The 17,484-nt window shown below is 74.0% G+C and carries 16 protein-coding genes; 7 read left to right on the top strand and 9 right to left on the bottom strand.

Annotation, left to right across the window (positions count from 1 at the left end; all coding sequences use genetic code 11):
• The first annotated feature begins 26 nt into the window (after window positions 1-26).
• The 4 genes from H0H10_RS06780 to H0H10_RS06765 all read left to right on the top strand — a co-directional run bounded on the left by H0H10_RS06780 (window position 27) and on the right by H0H10_RS06765 (window position 3,582).
• The gene (locus tag H0H10_RS06780) at window positions 27-959 is read left to right on the top strand and encodes a VOC family protein (RefSeq protein ID WP_188179929.1); all 933 of its coding nucleotides are present in this window, start codon (window positions 27-29) and stop codon (window positions 957-959) included.
• Window positions 959-1,804, top strand: a complete 846-nt coding sequence (locus tag H0H10_RS06775) for an alpha/beta fold hydrolase (RefSeq protein WP_188179928.1) — start codon at window positions 959-961, stop codon at window positions 1,802-1,804. Before H0H10_RS06780 ends, H0H10_RS06775 begins: the two co-directional genes overlap by 1 nt.
• A gap of 150 nt (window positions 1,805-1,954) precedes the next feature.
• The gene (locus H0H10_RS06770) at window positions 1,955-2,728 is read left to right on the top strand and encodes a GNAT family N-acetyltransferase (RefSeq protein WP_188179927.1); all 774 of its coding nucleotides are present in this window, start codon (window positions 1,955-1,957) and stop codon (window positions 2,726-2,728) included.
• Window positions 2,725-3,582: a lysophospholipid acyltransferase family protein gene (locus tag H0H10_RS06765; RefSeq protein WP_188179926.1), complete on the top strand. Its 858-nt coding sequence runs from the start codon at window positions 2,725-2,727 to the stop codon at window positions 3,580-3,582. Before H0H10_RS06770 ends, H0H10_RS06765 begins: the two co-directional genes overlap by 4 nt.
• Here the strand turns inward: H0H10_RS06765 and H0H10_RS06760 are convergent.
• From H0H10_RS06760 to H0H10_RS06750, 3 genes are all read right to left on the bottom strand, one after another.
• Entirely contained in the window at window positions 3,577-4,917 is a 1,341-nt protein-coding gene (locus H0H10_RS06760) for a S28 family serine protease (protein ID WP_188179925.1), read from the bottom strand. The two genes, H0H10_RS06765 and H0H10_RS06760, sit on opposite strands and share 6 nt — an antisense overlap.
• 107 nt (window positions 4,918-5,024) lie before the next feature.
• On the bottom strand, window positions 5,025-7,364 hold the full coding sequence (locus H0H10_RS06755) for an ATP-binding cassette domain-containing protein (RefSeq protein ID WP_188179924.1): 2,340 nt from the start codon (window positions 7,362-7,364) through the stop codon (window positions 5,025-5,027).
• A 294-nt stretch (window positions 7,365-7,658) separates the two neighbouring features.
• Window positions 7,659-8,717 carry an LLM class flavin-dependent oxidoreductase gene (locus H0H10_RS06750; RefSeq protein WP_188179923.1) on the bottom strand — a complete coding sequence of 353 codons (1,059 nt, stop codon included), beginning with the start codon at window positions 8,715-8,717 and terminating at the stop codon, window positions 7,659-7,661.
• Window positions 8,718-8,841: 124 nt separating this feature from the next.
• Here H0H10_RS06750 and H0H10_RS06745 point away from each other — a divergent pair, with 124 nt between their 5' ends.
• Window positions 8,842-9,333 carry a phosphatase domain-containing protein gene (locus H0H10_RS06745; RefSeq protein WP_188179922.1) on the top strand — a complete coding sequence of 164 codons (492 nt, stop codon included), beginning with the start codon at window positions 8,842-8,844 and terminating at the stop codon, window positions 9,331-9,333.
• 139 nt (window positions 9,334-9,472) lie between these two features.
• Here H0H10_RS06745 and H0H10_RS06740 read toward each other — a convergent pair whose 3' ends face one another.
• Window positions 9,473-9,688 (bottom strand): dodecin, encoded by a 216-nt coding sequence (locus tag H0H10_RS06740; RefSeq protein WP_188179921.1) that lies wholly within the window; start codon window positions 9,686-9,688, stop codon window positions 9,473-9,475.
• Between the two features lie 249 nt (window positions 9,689-9,937).
• Here H0H10_RS06740 and H0H10_RS06735 point away from each other — a divergent pair, with 249 nt between their 5' ends.
• The gene (locus H0H10_RS06735) at window positions 9,938-11,203 is read left to right on the top strand and encodes an extracellular solute-binding protein (protein ID WP_188179920.1); all 1,266 of its coding nucleotides are present in this window, start codon (window positions 9,938-9,940) and stop codon (window positions 11,201-11,203) included.
• 19 nt (window positions 11,204-11,222) lie between these two features.
• On the opposite strand, the gene egtD is transcribed toward H0H10_RS06735, so the two are convergent.
• The 4 genes from egtD to egtA are packed head-to-tail and all read right to left on the bottom strand — an operon-like array spanning window position 11,223 to window position 15,614.
• Window positions 11,223-12,191, bottom strand: coding sequence for an L-histidine N(alpha)-methyltransferase (egtD, locus tag H0H10_RS06730; RefSeq protein WP_188179919.1), 969 nt, complete (start codon window positions 12,189-12,191; stop codon window positions 11,223-11,225).
• Window positions 12,188-12,988, bottom strand: coding sequence for an ergothioneine biosynthesis protein EgtC (egtC, locus tag H0H10_RS06725; protein ID WP_188179918.1), 801 nt, complete (start codon window positions 12,986-12,988; stop codon window positions 12,188-12,190). The genes egtD and egtC overlap by 4 nt, the downstream gene beginning before the upstream one ends.
• Entirely contained in the window at window positions 12,988-14,316 is a 1,329-nt protein-coding gene (gene egtB, locus H0H10_RS06720) for an ergothioneine biosynthesis protein EgtB (protein WP_188179917.1), read from the bottom strand. Before egtB ends, egtC begins: the two co-directional genes overlap by 1 nt.
• Window positions 14,313-15,614 carry an ergothioneine biosynthesis glutamate--cysteine ligase EgtA gene (gene egtA, locus H0H10_RS06715; protein ID WP_188179916.1) on the bottom strand — a complete coding sequence of 434 codons (1,302 nt, stop codon included), beginning with the start codon at window positions 15,612-15,614 and terminating at the stop codon, window positions 14,313-14,315. Before egtA ends, egtB begins: the two co-directional genes overlap by 4 nt.
• 288 nt (window positions 15,615-15,902) lie before the next feature.
• Here egtA and H0H10_RS06710 point away from each other — a divergent pair, with 288 nt between their 5' ends.
• Window positions 15,903-16,727: a TIGR02452 family protein gene (locus H0H10_RS06710; protein WP_188179915.1), complete on the top strand. Its 825-nt coding sequence runs from the start codon at window positions 15,903-15,905 to the stop codon at window positions 16,725-16,727.
• Here H0H10_RS06710 and H0H10_RS06705 read toward each other — a convergent pair.
• A complete protein-coding gene (locus H0H10_RS06705) occupies window positions 16,712-17,158 on the bottom strand; it encodes a type II toxin-antitoxin system PemK/MazF family toxin (RefSeq protein WP_188179914.1) in 447 nt (148 codons plus the stop codon). The genes H0H10_RS06710 and H0H10_RS06705 overlap by 16 nt on opposite strands.
• Window positions 17,159-17,484: the final 326 nt, after the last annotated feature.

Raw genomic sequence — 17,484 nt, 5'->3', positions numbered from 1 at the left:
GAGAAACCGAGAGAAGGAGTACCGCCATGTCCGGAGTCAAGGAACTCGGATACGTCGTCTACGAGGTCAGCAGCCTCACCGACTGGGAGCACTTCGGCGTCGAACTGCTGGGCATGCAGTACGGCGAGAAGACCGCCGACGGTTTCACGCTGCGCACCGACGAGAAGGCCCACCGCTGGGTCGTCACCGAGGGCACGGCCGACGACCTGGTCGCCACCGGCTACGAGGTCTCCGACGCCGCCGCCCTGGACGCGCTCGTCGACAGGCTGCGCGCCGCCGGGATCGAGGTCGCCGAGGGCGACGACACGCTCGCCGCCGCCCGCAAGGTCGAGCGGATCTTCGTCACGGCCGACCCGATGGGCAACCGCGTCGAGCTGGTCACCGGCCTGGCCGACGCGGCCACTCCGTTCGAGTCCGCGAAGCTGCTCGGCGGCTTCGTCACCGGCGCCGGCGGTGCGGGACACCAGGTCCTGCTCGCCCACGGCGTCTCCCGCGAGACCTACCTCGGCTTCTACATCGACCTGCTCGGCTTCAAGATCAGCGACATCATCGTCGAGGAACTGGCCCCGGGCGTCGTCGCCGACCTGATCTTCCTGCACTGCAACGGCCGCCACCACACCGTGGCCTTCGGCGACCTGCCCTCGCCGAAGAAGACCCACCACTTCATGGTCGAGGTCACCGACATCCGCGACGTCGGCCTCGCCTACGACCGCTGCATGGACGCCAAGCAGCCGTTCGAGATGACCCTCGGCATGCACCCCAACGACCAGATGTTCAGCTTCTACGTCTTCACGCCCTCGGGCTTCAGCATCGAGTACGGCTGGGGCGGGCTGATCATCGACGACGAGACCTGGGAGGTGAGGACGCTCGACAAGCTGCACAGCTGGGGCCACCGCCCGCCGGGCGCCGTCGCCGAGCTGCTCGCCGCCGCCCCCGCCCCGCACGGAGAGGCCCACTGATGACCCTCGACCCGAACACCCTCGCCCGCACCGTCGAGACCCCCGACTGGAAGCTCCGCTACTACGAGGCCGGCTCCGGCCACCCGGTCGTGCTGCTGCACGGCAGCGGGCCCGGTGCGACCGGCTGGAGCAACTTCGCCGGCAACATCGAGGCGCTGGCCGAGCACTTCCACGTGTACGCCGTCGACATGCCCGGCTGGGGCGAGTCGTCGGCGGCCACCGTCGACCAGCTCGACCACGTCACCGCGGCGGTCCAGTTCCTGGACGCCCTCGGCATCGACAAGGCCGCGTTCGTCGGCAACTCGATGGGCGGCCAGACCTCGCTGCGGCTGGCCACCGAACACCCCGACCGCATCTCCCACCTGATCACCATGGGCCCGCCGGTCGGCCGGATGCCCACCCTCTTCGGCGCCGGAGACGGCCCCTCCGAGGGCCTGAAGGTGCTGATCCAGGCCTACCGGGACGCGAGCCCCGAGAACATGCGCCGCCTCGTCGAGATCATGGTCTACGACAAGGCCCGCTTCGCCACCCCGGAACTGTGCCGGGCCCGCTCCGACGCCGCGCTCGCCCGCCCCGACCACCTGCGCAACTACGTCGACGGCCTGCCCAAGGGCGCGCCGCTGCCGAAGTGGGTCAGGCCCGAGCTGCTGCCGGCCATCCAGGTGCCGACGCTGCTCATCCACGGCCGGGACGACCGCGTCGTCTCCTACGAGAACTCGCTGTACCTGCTGGCGAACATCCCGAACAGCCGGCTGGTCGTACTCAACCACTGCGGACACTGGGCGATGATCGAGCACGCCGACGAGTTCAACCGGTTGGTCGTAGACTTCGTCACGAACAACTGACCTGCGGTTACCGACGGCTCCCGGGGCACCCCACCCGTTCAACAACCGCACATTCACTCTCCTGGCACAGGTCACGCACGCGCCAACCGGCGTCGGAAGAACTGGGGTGTCCCCGACGTCGCCGCACAGACCCGTGACCAGGAGAGAGCCATGACCGGCGTTTCCACCCTCGACCGTCCCCCGCAGTCCGAGGCGCCCACCCGCTACACCGTCACGTTCGCGCGCGACGAGGCAGAGGTGCGCGCCGCGCAGCGGCTGCGGCACGACGTCTTCGCCGGTGAGATGGGCGCTCTGCTGTCGACCCCGCAGCCCGGATACGACATCGACCCCTTCGACGCGTACTGCGACCACCTGCTCGTGAACGACACGGTGACCGGGCAGGTCGTCGGCACCTACCGGCTGCTGCCGCCGGAGCGCGCGTCGGTCGCCGGGCGGCTCTACTCCGAGGGCGAGTTCGACCTGAGCGCGCTCGACGGAATCCGGCCGGGTCTGGTCGAGGTCGGCCGTTCCTGCGTTCACCCCGACCACCGCGACGGCACGGTCATCGGTCTCATCTGGGCCGGTATAGCCCGCTACATGACCGACCGCGGCCACGAGTGGCTGGCCGGCTGCTGCTCGATCCCGCTCGCCGACGGCGGCGCCCTCGCCTCCGGCACCTGGAACCGGGTGCGCGCCAAGCACCTGGCGCCCGAGGAGTACCGCGTACGGCCCCTGCTGCCGTGGACGCCGCGCGCGGAGGCCCCCGCCGGCCGCACCGAACTGCCCGCCCTGCTCCGCGGCTACCTCCGCCTCGGCGCCTGGGTCTGCGGGGAACCCGCGCACGACGTGGACTTCGGGGTCGCCGACCTCTACGTGCTGCTGCCGATGAGCCGGGTCGACCCGCGCTACCTGCGGCACTTCCTCTCGCTGCTCGCGGCCCGATGAGCAGCTGGCTGCCCGCCGCGCCCTGCACCCCCAGGGCCTGCGTGGAGCCGACGCGGACCCCGGCGGCCGTACCACGCGCCGTCCTCCGGCTCACGGCCGTCGCCGTTCTGCTCCTCGCCGGGATCGCGCTGTCGCCGCTCGGCGCCCGGATTCCCGCCCACCTGGTGCGCCGCTGGTGCCGGGCGATCGTACGGGCGGCCGGGGTGCGGGTGCGGATCACCGGGGCCGCGCCGCCGGACGGCGGGGTGCTGCTGGTCGCCAACCACATCTCCTGGCTGGACATACCGCTGCTGGCCGCCGTCCGCCCGGCCCGGATGCTCGCCAAGACCGAGATCCGGCGGTGGCCGGTCGCCGGGCCGCTGGCCGCGCGGGGCGGGGCGCTGTTCATCGAGCGGGACCGGCTGCGGGCCCTGCCCGGGACGGTGGCGCGGATCGCCGGAGCACTGCGGGCCGGGGCGGCGGTCGGCGTCTTCCCCGAGGGCAGCACCTGGTGCGGGCGCGCCCAGGGGCACTTCCGGCGGGCCGTCTTCCAGGCCGCGCTGGACGCCCACGCCCCGGTCCAGCCGGTCCTCATCCGTTACCGCCTCGCCGACGGCACCACCAGCACCACGCCGGCCTTCGTCGGCGACGACTCGCTGATCGCGTCGGTGTGGCGAGTGGTGACGGCGCGCGGGCTGGTCGCGGAGGCCGACGTACGGCCACCGCTGGCGCCGGGCAGCCACCCGGACCGCCGTTCCCTGGCCCGGGCGGCACAGCCGGGTCCGCCGGACGAGTGCGGTCACGTGCCTGCCGCACCGCTCCCGCCACTCCGCAGCGCCATGGCCGGCGCCGACGCCCGGGGCGGGCCGCTATGACCGGTTCCCCGCCCAGCGGTTGAGCGCGGCCACGGCATCCGCACGGTCGGCCGGGGCCAGGTCGGCGAGGTCGACGCCGTGGTTGCCGCCCTCCACCCACAGGACGCGGGAGTCACGGCCGCCGGGCCGGAAGGCTTCGGCGACGGAGGGGTCCTGGGTGCCGTTGACGAAGAGCATGCGGGAGCCGTGGCGGCGGACCCAGCGGTCCACGTCGGGCATGGCGTCCCGGTCGAAGGGCATGGGGACGTCCCGGGGGACGAACGTCCGGGGCGCCATCGCGTCGGGGTGGCGCAGCAGGCCGTCCAGATGGCCGGTGGGCGTGGACACATAGCCCAGCTGGGTGCCCACTTGGTAGAAGTACGGCACGAACTCCAGGGCGACGGCATCGGTGTACAGGCTCAGGCCCGCGGTGCCGTCCAGCCACGTGTACAGGGCGTCCGTGGCGTCGTGCGGCGAGGGGATCGCGGTGGCGTCGGCCGCCGTGGAGCGCTGCCAGAACATGAACGGCACCCGCAGCACGGCGGCTTCGAAGGCCTTCTCGGCGCTGCCGACGAGTTGGAAGCCCGTGCCGGAGGCGGCGGTCCGGGCCGCGTACCGGGCGACCAGGTCCGCGCGGCGCAGCAGCAGCTCCCGCTGCACGGCCTTCAGGGCCTTGCGGGACTCACGGGTGCCCACGCGCTCCAGGAAGCGGACGTAGGCGGAGTTGTCGCGGTCGTCCACGTTGTTCGGGGCGGAGTAGGCCACCGTGCCGGCCACGTCGTGCGGGTGGAAGCGGCGGTGGTAGACGGCGGCCATGCCGCCCTTGCTGCTGCCGGCGGAGATCCACGCGCCGGGGTACAGACCGCGCAGCAGCCGGACCACGCGGTGGTAGTCGTCCGCCGCCTGGCGGATGGTCAGACAGGAGTAGTCGGACGTGGCCGGGCGGGAGGTGCCGAACCAGCGGTGCTCGACCTCGACCTGGTTGGCCTCCAGCAGCACCGTCGGCTCGGCGCGCCGCGGGGCCGACATCGCCGCGTACCCGGTGCTGAAGAGCACGGTGGGCCGGTCGGCGCCGGTGTGCAGCAGAGTGAGACGCTGCTCGAACGTGCCGGCCGCGGGGTTCGTGTGGTCGACGGGCTGCCGCAGGCCGAGGACGAGGATGCGGTAGCCGGGGTCGGCGCCGGGCCGCTCCTCGATCACCCTCAGTCCGGGCAGGGCCCGCAGGGCGGCCACGAGGCCGTCGTCGCCGGAACGGGGACGCCGCCCCGCCGCCGCGGCCGCGGGCGCGGCCACCACGAGGCCGGCCGCCGAAGCCGCCGCCGTACCGAACAGCCGCCGCCTGGTCCACGTACTCATCCTCGACTCCCCTCTCACGCAACGATGCCGGCTTCAGTACAGCCGCCCCGCCGCCCGGGAGGATCACGCACGCGAGGGATGTCGCTCCCCCCTGCGGGGGAGACCGGCTACCGCCCGGTCCCGAGCACCCGTGCCAGATAGGGCGCCGTGGCGCTGCCGCCCGCCGCGGCCACCGCCGCCGGAGTCCCCGCCGCCACGATCCGGCCGCCCTCGGCCCCACCGCCGGGACCCAGGTCGATCACCCAGTCCGCGCCCGCGACGACGGACATGTCGTGTTCGACGACGATCACGGTCTGCCCGGCGTCCACCAAACCGTGCAGCTGCCGCATCAGGACCTCGACGTCGGCCGGATGGAGACCGGTCGTCGGCTCGTCTAGGAGGTACAGGGTGTGGCCGCGACGCCCGCGCTGCAGCTCGCTCGCCAGTTTGATGCGCTGCGCCTCTCCGCCGGACAGCTCGGTCGCCGGCTGGCCGAGCCGGAGATAGCCGAGGCCGACGTCGAGCAGGGTGCCCAGGCTGCGGGCCACGGCCGGGGTGTCGGCGAAGAACTCCGCCGCCGACTCGACGGTCAGGTCCAGCACCTCGGCGATGTTCCGGCCCCGGTACGTCACTTCGAGCGTCCCGGGGTTGTAGCGCGCGCCGCCGCAGTCCGGACACGGTGCGTACGTGCTCGGCAGGAACAGCAGCTCGACGCTGACGAACCCCTCGCCCTGGCAGGTCTCGCAGCGCCCTCCGGCCACGTTGAAGGAGAACCGCCCGACGCCGTACCCCCGCTCGCGCGCCGCGTCCGTCGCCGCGAACACCTTGCGCACCACGTCGAACAGTCCGGTGTAGGTCGCCAGATTGGAGCGCGGGGTCCGGCCGATCGGCTTCTGGTCGACCGACACCAGCCGTCCCACACCCGGCAACTCCTCGGTGATCTCCCCGATCAGCGTGGACTTCCCGGACCCGGACACCCCGGTGACGGCCGTCAGCACGCCGAGCGGGAACTCGGCCGTCACACCGCGCAGGTTGTGCCGGGTGACGGGGCCCAGCGTCACCCGGCCCCGCGGCTCCCGCACCCGGCGCGCCGGGGCGGGGGAGGCGTCGAACAGGAAGCGGGCCGTCGCCGACCCGGTGACCGACGCCAGCCCGTCCACCGGGCCGCTGTACAGCACCCGCCCGCCGTGCTCGCCCGCCCGCGGGCCCACCTCCACGATCCAGTCGGCGTCGCGCACCACGTCCACGTGGTGCTCGACCACGAACACCGAGTTGCCCGCGGCCTTCAGCCGCTCCAGCACCGTCAGCAGCGCCTCCGTGTCCGCCGGGTGCAGTCCCGCCGACGGCTCGTCCAGCACGTACACCACGCCGAACAGCCCGGAGCGCAGCTGGGTCGCCAGCCGCAGCCGCTGCAGTTCCCCCGCCGACAGCGTGGGCGTCGGGCGGTCGAGGCTCAGATACCCGAGGCCCAGCTCGACGACGGGCGCGATACGGGAGGTGAGGTCGGCGCAGAGCACCCGGGCCGTCTCGTCGCCCGACGGCAGCGATCCGGCGAGTTCCGTGAGCGGCAGCGCGGCCAGCTCGGCGATGGTCCGGCCGCCGACGGTCACCGCCAGCGCCTCGGGCCGCAGCCGGCTGCCGCCGCAGCCGGGGCAGGGCTCGCTGGTGAGGAAGCGTTCCGCCTTCGCGCGCAGCGTCGGGCTCTTCGAATCCGAGAACGTCTTCATCACATACCGCCGGGCACTCATGTACGTGCCCTGGTACGGCCGTTGGATGCGGCCGGCCTCCCGCACCGGGTGCACGGTGACCACCGGCTGCTCGTCCGTGAACAGGATCCACTCCCGCTGCCCGGCGGGCAGCTCGCGCCAGGGCCGGTCCACGTCGTAGCCGAGCGCGTCGAGGACGTCCCGCAGGTTCTTGCCCTGCCAGGCCCCCGGCCACGCCGCGATCGCGCCCTCGCGGATGGACAGCGACGGGTCCGGGACCAGCAGTTCCTCCGTCGTGCGGTGGACCCGGCCGAGCCCGTGGCACTCGGGGCAGGCCCCGGCCGCCGTGTTGGGCGAGAACGCGTCGGAGTCGAGCCGCGCGGCGCCCGGCGGATAGTCGCCGGCCCGGGAGAACAGCATGCGCAGGGAGTTGGAGAGGTTGGTGACCGTGCCGACGGAGGAGCGGGACGTCGGCGCCGCGCGGCGCTGCTGGAGCGACACCGCGGGCGGCAGGCCGGTGATCTCGCCGACCTTCGGGGCGCCGACCTGGTGGATCAGCCGGCGGGCGTAGGGCGCGACCGACTCGAAGTAGCGGCGCTGCGCCTCCGCGTAGATCGTGCCGAAGGCGAGCGAGGACTTCCCCGACCCGGAAACGCCGGTGAACACGGCCACCACGTCCCGCGGGATGTCGACGTCCACGCCCTTGAGGTTGTGCTCACGGGCGCCGCGGACCCGGACGTACGGGTCGTGGGGGCTGTGCATGGCGGGGAACTCCGTACGGTCTGCGGCCGGGGCCAGGCTGGACAAACCCCGCGATTCTATGCCGCGGTGCCCGACCCCGCCGGGTCACCGCCCCGGGGCCGGCCCCCGCGCCCGTGCCGGACCGGCGTGCCCACCGAGGCCGGCTCCGCCCGGCCGCCCATCGCGCGGGGCGGGTTCGGCGCGAGGCCGGTGACGGCCGGCCGGGGCGTCGGAGACGTGCTGGTCACCGGGGCCGCGGCGGGTCGGCCGGTGCCGCCGCCGGGGCGGGCGTGACCCGGGTCGTGGCACCGGTCCCTAGCGGGCGGCCTGCGGTGTCTCTTCCCGGTGGACCGGGCTGTCCCCGTCGGGTGACGGCCCGGCGCCGACGACGCGGGCGAGCCGCCGGTAGGAGTCGAGCAGGGCGTCGCGGTCGTAGGTGCTCGTGGTCACCAGGACCTCCTGCGCGCCGGTCTCCTTCAGCACCGACTCCAGTTCGCCGGCGACCTGCTCCTCGGTCCCGGCGATGTGACCGGCGAGACCGGAGTCGTACAGGTCGCGTTCCTTCGCGGTCATCGTCCGGGCCTCGACGTCCTCCGCCGGGGGCAGCGGAGGGAAGGAGCCGCGCGTGCGTGCCCGCGCCATGGACCACGCCTCGGGGAGCAGCAGCAGCCGGGCCGCCTCGGGCGTGCCGGCCACGGCGACGGTGCCGGAGACGACGACGTACGGCTCCGCGGCCCAGGGGGAGGGGCGGAAGCCGGCGCGGTAGCGGTCGACGGCGCGCCGCATCCGGTCCCGGTCGCGCAGGTCCCCGACGACCATCGGCAGACCCGCCCGGGCGGCGACGGCCGCGCCCTCGCCCATGGCCAGCACGAACGGCGGGACGCTCATCCCCTCGGCGGGACGGGCGTGCACGCCCGTGGGGGAGGTGCCCCGGAACCAGCCGAGCAGCTCCGCCAGTTGCGCCTCGAAGTCCTCGGCGTCCTCCTTGTCGCGGCCCAGCGCCCGGCGGACGCCGTCGGTGAAGCCCACCGAGCGGCCGAGCCCCATGTCGATCCGCCCCGGGAAGAGCGACTCCAGTACGCCGAACTGCTCGGCCACGACCAGCGGCCGGTGGTTGGGCAGCATCACGCCGCCCGTCCCGACCCGTATGGTCCGCGTGGCACCGGCGACGGCCGCGGCCAGCACGGTCGGCGCCGAGCCCGCCACCCCGGGTACGCCGTGGTGCTCGGCGACCCAGAAGCGGTGGTAGCCGAGCCGCTCCGCCTCCCGGGCCAGCCGCACCGTGTCGCGCAGCGCCTCCGCGCCGGTGTGACCCTCGCGGATGCGGGAGCGGTCGAGGACGGAGAAACGTGTCGTCGCGATCAGTGAGCTCACGTGGGGTTCAACGCCTGGACGCCGTGGGGATTCCCGCACCGGCCGCCGGGTACGGGGCCGCGGACGCCGCCGGCGGTGACCGGGGTGTCCACGGCCGGTCACCGCCAGGTCCTAGGCTGAGGGCGTGACCGACAGCAGCAGGCCCCCGCTGGCCGTGTTCGACCTGGACAACACCCTCGCCGACACCGCGCACCGGCAGCGGTTCCTGGAGCGCCGGCCGCGCGACTGGGACGCCTTCTTCGCCGCCGCGCCGCAGGACCCGCCGCTCCCGGAGGGGATCGCGCTGGTGCGGGCGAGCGCCGAGGAGTGCGAGGTGGTCTATCTGACCGGGCGGCCCGAGCGCTGCCGGCGCGACACCCTCGACTGGCTGGCCGCACAGGGGCTGCCCGAGGGGCGCGTGTACATGCGGCGGGACAGTGACCGCCGGCCGGCCCGGCGCACCAAGCTGGAGATCCTGCGCCGGCTCGCCCGCACCCGCGAGATCCGCGTCCTGGTGGACGACGACGAGCTGGTGTGCGCGGACGCCGAACGGGCGGGATTCACCGTCGTCCGCGCGAGGTGGGCGGCCCCGTCGGCCGAGCTGAAGGTCGCGCAGGAGCAGGAGGGGCGTACCTGACGGCCGGAGCGGGAGCGCCGGCCCGGCGGCCGGCCGAGGGCCGGGGGCCGCGGCTCGGCACGTCCGGCCCGACACCATTGGCCCGGCACGTCCGGCCCGACACCATTGGCCCGGCAGGTCCGGCCGGTGACCGGGGCCGTCAGTCCGACTCGTCCAGGCGGAAGCCGACCTTCAGGCAGACCTGCCAGTGCTCGATCCGCCCCTCCTCGATCTGGCCGCGCACCTGTGTCACCTCGAACCAGTCCAGGTGGCGCAGGGTCTGCGAGGCCCGGGCGATGCCGTTGCGGATGGCCTGGTCGACGCCTTCGTGCGAGGTGCCGACGATCTCGGTGACCCGGTAGGTGTGGTGCGTCATGCGGGTGCTCCCTTCCGCGGTGCGGCGGTGCCGCGTGTGTCACGCGTCACTCCACCGTGCCCCAGGTCGCGGCGGAGCGCGAGACAGCGCGGTGCCCGTCCGGCCGCCCCCTTGACCTCCGCATTGGTCCATACCAAAATCCCAGACACCCGTACGAGCCGTACGCTCGTCCCCCCACGTCGGGTCTTCCTTCGCGTGCGCAGGACACCTGTCCGCCGCCACCACTCGCCCCAGTCAGAAGGACCCCTCGTGAGACGTCGCCTCCTCGCCCTTGTCTGTGTGTCGGCCTCCCTGCTCAGCGGCTGCGGCCTGGTGTCGCAGGACGGCGGGGGCGAGCGGCGCTCCGTGACGGTCTGGCTGATGAAGGACAGCGCCTCGCAGGAGTTCCTGCGCAGGTTCACCGAGGACTTCGAGCGCACGCACCCCGACCTGGACCTCGACATCCGCATCCAGCAGTGGACCGGCATCGGCGAGAAGGTGCAGTCCGCGCTGAAGGCCGACGGCGACGGGGCGGGACCCGACGTCATCGAGGTCGGCAACACCCAGGTCGCCCAGTACGCGGAAGGGGGCCGGCTGCTCGACCTGACCCTGGAGTCCATGCGTGACTGGGGGATCCGCGACTGGCTGCCCGGCCTCGCCGAACCGGGGCAGTGGATGTCCCAGCAGTTCGGCATCCCCTGGTACGCCGCCAACCGCGTGGTCATCTACCGCAAGGACCTGTTCGAGCAGGCGGGCATCACCGAGCCGCCCCGGACCCGCGACGAGTGGCTGACCGTCACCGAGCAGCTGAACTCGGGCGGCAACCAGGGCATCTACCTGGCCGGACAGGACTGGTACACCCTCTCCGGGTTCATCTGGGACGAGGGGGGCGAGCTCGCCAGGCAGAGCGGCGGCGTCTGGCGGGGCACGCTGGACTCCGAGGAGGCCCTGCGCGGCATGGACTTCTACCGCGAACTCCAGGCCCTGGGCGACGGCCCGGTCGACGCCGACGAGGAACACCCGCCGCAGGCCGGAGTGTTCGCCGACGGGCGGGTCGCACAGATCGTGGCGGTCCCCGGACTCGCCCAGGCCATCGTCCGCCAGAACCCCGAACTCAGGGACCGGCTGGGCTTCTTCCCCGTGCCCGGCAAGACCGCCGGCAAGCCGGGGGCCGTCTTCACCGGCGGCTCCGACCTGGTCGTCCCGAAGAACACCGACGACCGGGACGGCGCCCTCGCCGTGATCGAGGCGCTGGCGGGCGCCGAGTGGAACACCGAGCTGGCCCGGACCATGAACTACGTCCCGAACAAGAAGTCCCTCGCCAAGGCCGTCGCGGACGAGGAGGGCGTCGCCGCCATGGCGGCCGGCGCCGCACAGGGCCGGGCGACCCCCGGCACGCCCCGGTGGGGCGCGGTCGAGGCGGACAACCCGATCAAGGAGTACATGACGAAGGTGCTCACCGGGGCCGACGCACGGTCGGAGGCCCGCCGGGCCTCCGACCGCATCACCGAGCTGCTGGACCTCGACGCGCGGTGACGCCGGCGCGCTCAGCGCCTCACGCCGGGCGCACCATGCTCAGCGACAGCGCGAAACGGCCCTCGCGGTCCGTCCACCAGCGGGCCAGGTCCAGGCCGGCCGTGGACAGTTCGGAGCGGACGCCGTCCTTCCTGAACTTCGCCGAGACCTCGGTGCGCAGCTCCTCGCCCGCCTCGAAGTCCACGGCCAGGTCGAGCTCCTGGACCTTCACGGTCTGCGCCGTCCGCGAGCGCAGCCGCATCTCGATCCACTCCCGCCCGGCGTTCCACAGGGCCACGTGGTCGAAGGCCGCCGGGTCGAAGTCGGCGCCGAGTTCCCGGTTGATCACGGACAGGACGTTCTTGTTGAACGCGGCCGTGACCCCGGCCGCGTCGTCGTAGGCCCGCACGAGCACCCGCTCGTCCTTGACCAGGTCCGTGCCCAGCAGCAGGGCGTCGCCGGGTGAGAGCAGGCTCCGGACGGAGGACAGGAACGCGGCGCGCTCGGCGGGCAGCAGGTTGCCGATCGTGCCGCCGAGGAACGCCACCAGCCGGGGCCCGGCCGTCGCGGGCAGGGTGAGGCCCGCGGTGAAGTCGGCGATCAGCGCGTGCACGTCCAGCGCCGGCCGCTGGGCGACGAGCGCCCGCCCGGCCTGGGTGAGGGCGCTCTCGCTGACGTCGACCGGCACGTAGCAGCGCAGCCCGGTCAGGGCGTCGAGCAGGTACCGCGTCTTCTCCGACGAGCCGGAGCCCAGCTCGACCAGGGTGCGGGCGCCGGTCGCGGCGGCGATCTCGCCGGACCGGCCGGCGAGGATCTCGCGCTCGGCGCGCGTGGGGTAGTACTCGGGCAGGGCGGTGATCCGCTCGAACAGCTCGCTGCCGCGCGCGTCGTAGAACCACTTGGGGGGCAGTGTCTTGGGCGTGCCGGTCAGGCCCGTCAGGACGTCGGCGCGCAGGGCGGCGTCCGTGGCGTCCTCGGGCAGTGTGCGGGTCAGGTGGAACGGGCTCACGTACGGGGCTCCTTCGCGGATGCGGGCGCGGGTGCGAGGGCGTGGTCGCTCGGTTCCTTCATCGGGGTGAGCAGCACGTCGGTGCGGCTCGCCGTGAGCAGGGTGCGGTCGGGCACCTCCTGCCAGTGCGGGTCGTCGTCGTACGGCTCGGAGGCGACGACCGTGCCGCCGCCGGGCCGGGCCAGGTACCACAGCGTGTCGCCCCATGCGGTGGCGGCGATCGTCTCCCCGCCGGTGAGCAGCAGGTTGAGCCGGGAGCCGGGCGCCGCCCCGGCGACCTCCAGCACCGTGTCGGCCAGCGCCCGCCCCTCCTCGTCCCCGGCGCGCAGCCGGTTCAGGACGAGCGCCCACACCAGCGCCGAGTCGTTGCGGGCCTCCAGTGACAGGACGTCCTCGGGCGGCAGCGTCCGGGCGGGCGCCGCCAGCGAGCCCGGCCAGCCCGCCACGGCACCGTTGTGACTGAACAGCCAGGTTCCCGAGGCGAACGGCGCGGCGGCGGCCTCCGCGTCGGCGCCCGCCAGGGTCGCGTCCCGTACCGCGGCGAGCAGCGCGCCGGTCCGCACGACACGGGCCAGGTCGGCGAAGGACTGGTCGGCCCAGATCGGCCCGGCCCGCCGGTACCGGGCCGGCACCGGGTCCCCGTCGGCGTACCAGCCGACGCCGAACCCGTCGGCGTTGACCGTCCCGTACCGCTGCCGCCTGGGCGCCCAGGACTGGCGGTACAGCGCGTGCGGCGGCGCCACGAGAAGCCGGCCGAGCGGCTCCTCGGGGCCCACGTAGGCGAGGTGGCGGCACATCAGACGTTCTCCGAGCGCGCGGTGCGGAACCCGGAGAAGATCTGGCGCCGGATCGGATAGTCCCAGTTGCGGAACGTGCCCCGGCAGGCCACGGGGTCCACGGCGAACGAACCACCGCGCAGCACCTTGTACTCGGGTCCGAAGAACACCTCCGAGTACTCCTTGTAGGGGAACGCCCGGAACCCCGGGTACGGCGCGAAGTCGCTCGACGTCCACTCCCACACGTCGCCGATGAGCTGGCGGACGCCTAGCGGCGACTCACCGGCCGGATAGCTGCCCGCGGGCGCCGGCCGCAGATGCCGCTGGCCGAGGTTGGCGTGCTCCGGGCCCGGGTCGGCGTCGCCCCACGGGTAGCGCATCGAGCGGTCGCCGGCCGGGTCGTACCGCGCGGCCTTCTCCCACTCGGTCTCCGTGGGCAGCCGCCGCCCGGCCCAGCGGGCGTATGCGTCGGCCTCGTACCAGCACACGTGCAGCACCGGCTCGTCGGGCGGCACCACCTCGGTGACGCCGAACCGGCGCCGCAGCCACTGCCTGCCGTCGCGGCGCCAGAACAGCGGGGCGGTGACGGAGTGACGGCGGATGTGGTCCCAGCCGTCCGGCGCCCACCAGCGCGGGTCGTCGTAACCGCCGTCGTCGATGAACGCCTGGTAGGCGGCGTTCGTCACCGGCGTGGTGTCGATGAAGAACGGCGCCACCTCGCGCCGGTGCGCGGGCCGCTCGTTGTCCAGCGCCCACGGCTCGGTGGAGGTGCCCATCGTGAACGGGCCCCCGGGCACCAGCACTTCGGACGGTCCCGTGAACAGCGGCACGGGGTCCGGGTCGGGCGCGGTGAGCGCCTGGGGGCCGCGGCGCAGCTGGTGGGTGATGAGCATTGTCTCGTCGTGCTGCTGCTCGTGCTGGGCGATCATGCCGAAGGCGAAGCCCGCCTCGGTCAGCCGCGTTCCGTGCAGCGCGGTGCTCTCCAGCACGTCCAGGGCCCGGCCGCGCACCTCCGCCGCGTAACGGCGGGCCTCGTCGGGCGGCAGCAGCGGCAGGCGGGGGCGTTCGGCGCGCGGGTGCTCGAAGGCGTCGTACAGGCTGTCGATCTCGGGCCGTATCGCCTCCTGCCCTGCGACGGCCCGCAGCAGCCACAGCTCCTCCTGGTTGCCGATGTGTGCCAGGTCCCACACGAGGGGGGACATCAGCGGCGAGTGCTGGGCGGTCAGGTCGGGTTCCTCCACGCAACTGGTCAGCAGCGTGGTGCGGTCGCGGGCGGTGACCAGCCCGGTCAGCGCCCGCTCGCGCAGGGTCTCGGGATCCTCGGGGTGTTCGACGGCGGGGTCGGTCATGGGCGGAAGTCCCTCCGGTGCGGGCCACGGCTCGCGCCGTCCGGCCGGTCCAGCAGATCGTCGGCGGGGCAGCGGCCCCGGAACACGTAGCGGTCCAGGTACGCCGAGACGGCGGCGGTCACGTCGGCGGTGGCGCCGAGCCGGGGCAGGGCGGCGAGCGCCGCCGTGAAGCACACGACGGCCGCGTCGCGCAGCTCCCGGTCGGCCAGTCCGTGGCGGGCGGCGTCCCGCCACAGGGGGTTGTGCGGGGCGGGCAGGTCGAGGGTGCGCTCGGCGAGCGGCTTCACGCAACGGTAGGCGGTCTCGGTTGCCTCCGGGTCGTCGAACAGCGCCGCCGTCACGGCGAGCGGCACGATCCAGCCGTCGTCGCCGGGCTGCGCGTCGATCATGCGCAGCTCCAGATGGCCGCGCGGTCTGACCGGCGGGAACAGCGTGGTGAGGTGGTAGTCGAGATCGTCCCCGGTCGGCGCCCTCGGCGTCCGCGACCTGGTCCACCGCCGGAAGGTCAGCCCGTCGGGCACGTCCCAGGGCCCGCCGTCCCGCCGCACGCACATCACCGGGGCGTCCAGCACGTGCCGGGCCCAGGTGCCGCGCGGGTCGGTGTCCAGCGGGGGGCCGCCGGCCCGGGCGGCGCCGATCTGCGTCCAGCGCAGCTGCCGGGTGGACCGCCAGCCGGTGGGCAGGCCGCCGGCCAGCGGGGAGTTGGCGAACGAGGCCACCAGGACCGCGCCCAGATGGTGGGCCAGCCACCAGCGCCGCACATGGCCGAGGGGCCCGGGCTCCTCGTACCCGGCGTCCACGCACACCTGCACGGAGGCCGAGGTGCACATCATGGCGCGGCCGGCGGGCCCCGTGCGGTCCAGGCACGCCTCCATCGCGTCGTAACGCGGGCGGCGCAGGAACCGGCGAGGGGCGTGCCAGGGGTCGTGGCCGAGGCCGACGAGGGTCAGTCCCCGCTCACGCAGGACCGCGCGGACGGCGTCGAGGTCGGCGGAGACGGTGGCGACGCACTCCATCAGGGAGGTCGCGGGCGGTGAGCTGAGCTCCAGCTGACCGCCGGGTTCGACGGTGAGCGCCGACGAGAGGGGCACGGTCCGCAGGGCGGAGTAGGCCGCTTCGAGTCGTCGGGACGTCACGGGGAGCCGCGGGTTGCGCAACTCGTGGACGAGCCATTCCACTTCGACGCCGAGACGCCGGGGCGGACCGGTCTTGAAGCAGATGCCGCGGACCAGTGCCTCGGCCTCGGCCTCGGTGACCGCGGTGCGCGGCCGGGTGCAGCCGGCTACCGAATCGGACATGTCGGGATCCTCCTGAGATTCCACCATGCCGCCGGCCCGCTTGAGGTGGGCCGGGTCGGCACACTCGTCCCACCCAAGACCCTCGTGCCGCTCCGCACAAGGGGGCATACCTGGGCGTTCCGGCACGGAGATTCGGGCTTTCCGACTGTTCCCGGAAGCTTTCCCGGTCGTTCCCGGGACCGGGGAAACTCCGTTGCGCCGCATCACCAGCATCGCTCAGGATGCACGCATGAGCACGACGGGGGAGACCGGGCGGCGCGCGGTCGAGGCGTGTACGGGGGTGGCGCCATGAGCGCGCGCCTGCGCGGAATCGCCCAGCAGACCGAGCAGATCGTGATGGCGGGGGCCTACCGCACGCCCGACGGGCGCGAGGTGTCGATCGCCGCGGCGGTCGACGCGGCACGCCAGGGCACCCGGATGCACGGCCCCGGGCCCGTCGAGGTGCCGCCCTTCCCGCCGGCGCGTACGGTGTGGGAGGTGACGGGCGAGAGCAGCCTGGAGGCCGCCCGCCGGCTCGGCGGCCGGGTCGCGGTGCTGAACTTCGCCTCAGCCCGCAACCCCGGCGGCGGTTACCTGAACGGCGCACAGGCCCAGGAGGAGGCCCTGTGCCGGGCCTCGGCGCTGTACACGTGCCTGCTGAGGGCCCGTGACTTCTACGACCACCACCGCGCCCACCGCGACCCGTTCTACACGGACCGCGTCATCCACTCGCCCGCCGTGCCCGTCTTCCGCGACGACCGCGGCCGCCTGCTGGACGAGCCGTACACCGCCGGCTTCCTCACGGCCGCCGCGCCGAACGCGGGCGTGGTGCTGCGCACGGCCCCGGAACGCGCCCCCGAACTGCCCGCCGCCCTGGCCGTGCGCGCCGAGCGGGTGCTGGAGACGGCCCTGGCCCACGGCTACCGGCACGTGGTGCTCGGCGCCTGGGGCTGCGGGGTGTTCCGCAACGACCCCGCTCAGGTCGCGGGCGCCTTCCGTGCTCTGCTCGGGCCCGGCGGCCGGTTCGCGTCGGCCTTCGAGCGGGTGGTGTTCGGCATCCTGGACCGTACGCCGGGCAGTTCGGTGCGGGCGGCGTTCACGCGGGCGTTCGAGGCGGATCAGCTCCAGCCGTAGCGCTCCCGCAGCCGCTGCCGTACGAGGTTGAACCGCATCCGGTCCAGGGCGCACGCCTCCCTGCGCATCCCGGCCTCGTGCAGCCGCAGCACCCGGTCCACGTCCACCCACGACTCGCGCCCCGACCGGTCCCAGGGCCCACTCCCGATCGGCACCCACTCCCGGTCCCCGTCATGCCGTTTGCTGGACAACTGCACGGCGAGCAGCGTGCCGGCCGCCTCGCGGGCGACGACCAGCACCGGGCGGTCCTTGCCCCGCCCGTCGTTCTCCTCGTAGGGCACCCAGGTCCACACGATCTCGCCCGGGTCGGGATCGCCGTCGTGCGCGGGGGAGTACTCGGTGCGCACCCGGCCCACGACTCGCGGGTCGGCCTCCACGGTGGCGGAGGGGCCGTGACGGCCGGGTACGTTCTCATCGGTAAACGCGGTCACGGCCGTACCGTACGGGACGCGTCCGGGGCATCCGTGTCCGGATCGGGGTTGCCCACCGGTCGCACAGCGAACACCTACCACCCGGCCCGCCCCCACGGGGCCCTCGTCCAGCGCCGGGCCGGGCACGGGCTTGTCTGCGCGCCGTGGCCGCTCGCACGTACCCAAGCCGTATCGGGGGTGCGCCGGGCGTGGCGCGGGCGCTTGCCGCAGGGCGTGGCCGTGCGGGATGTCGTATGGCGCCGGGCCGGAAACGGGGCTGTCCCCTCGACGGGGCGGGTGCCGTGCCGGGTGCCCTGGCCGCCCGGACGTGCCCAAGCCGTATCGGG

Origin of the sequence: Streptomyces griseicoloratus, from assembly GCF_014534645.1 — a bacterium.
Lineage (GTDB): Bacteria > Actinomycetota > Actinomycetes > Streptomycetales > Streptomycetaceae > Streptomyces > Streptomyces griseicoloratus.
This window is presented reverse-complemented; position numbering and strand designations above follow the sequence as displayed.

Coding starts and splice junctions, on each gene's coding strand:
- egtA (WP_188179916.1), bottom strand. CDS start 15,614: ATGTCCGATTCGGTAGCCGGCTGCACCCGGCCGCGCACCGCGGTCACC.
- H0H10_RS06755 (WP_188179924.1), bottom strand. CDS start 7,364: ATGCACAGCCCCCACGACCCGTACGTCCGGGTCCGCGGCGCCCGTGAG.
- H0H10_RS06770 (WP_188179927.1), top strand. CDS start 1,955: ATGACCGGCGTTTCCACCCTCGACCGTCCCCCGCAGTCCGAGGCGCCC.
- H0H10_RS06780 (WP_188179929.1), top strand. CDS start 27: ATGTCCGGAGTCAAGGAACTCGGATACGTCGTCTACGAGGTCAGCAGC.
- egtC (WP_188179918.1), bottom strand. CDS start 12,988: ATGTGCCGCCACCTCGCCTACGTGGGCCCCGAGGAGCCGCTCGGCCGG.
- H0H10_RS06765 (WP_188179926.1), top strand. CDS start 2,725: ATGAGCAGCTGGCTGCCCGCCGCGCCCTGCACCCCCAGGGCCTGCGTG.
- H0H10_RS06775 (WP_188179928.1), top strand. CDS start 959: ATGACCCTCGACCCGAACACCCTCGCCCGCACCGTCGAGACCCCCGAC.
- H0H10_RS06710 (WP_188179915.1), top strand. CDS start 15,903: ATGAGCGCGCGCCTGCGCGGAATCGCCCAGCAGACCGAGCAGATCGTG.
- H0H10_RS06740 (WP_188179921.1), bottom strand. CDS start 9,688: ATGACGCACCACACCTACCGGGTCACCGAGATCGTCGGCACCTCGCAC.
- H0H10_RS06760 (WP_188179925.1), bottom strand. CDS start 4,917: ATGAGTACGTGGACCAGGCGGCGGCTGTTCGGTACGGCGGCGGCTTCG.
- egtB (WP_188179917.1), bottom strand. CDS start 14,316: ATGACCGACCCCGCCGTCGAACACCCCGAGGATCCCGAGACCCTGCGC.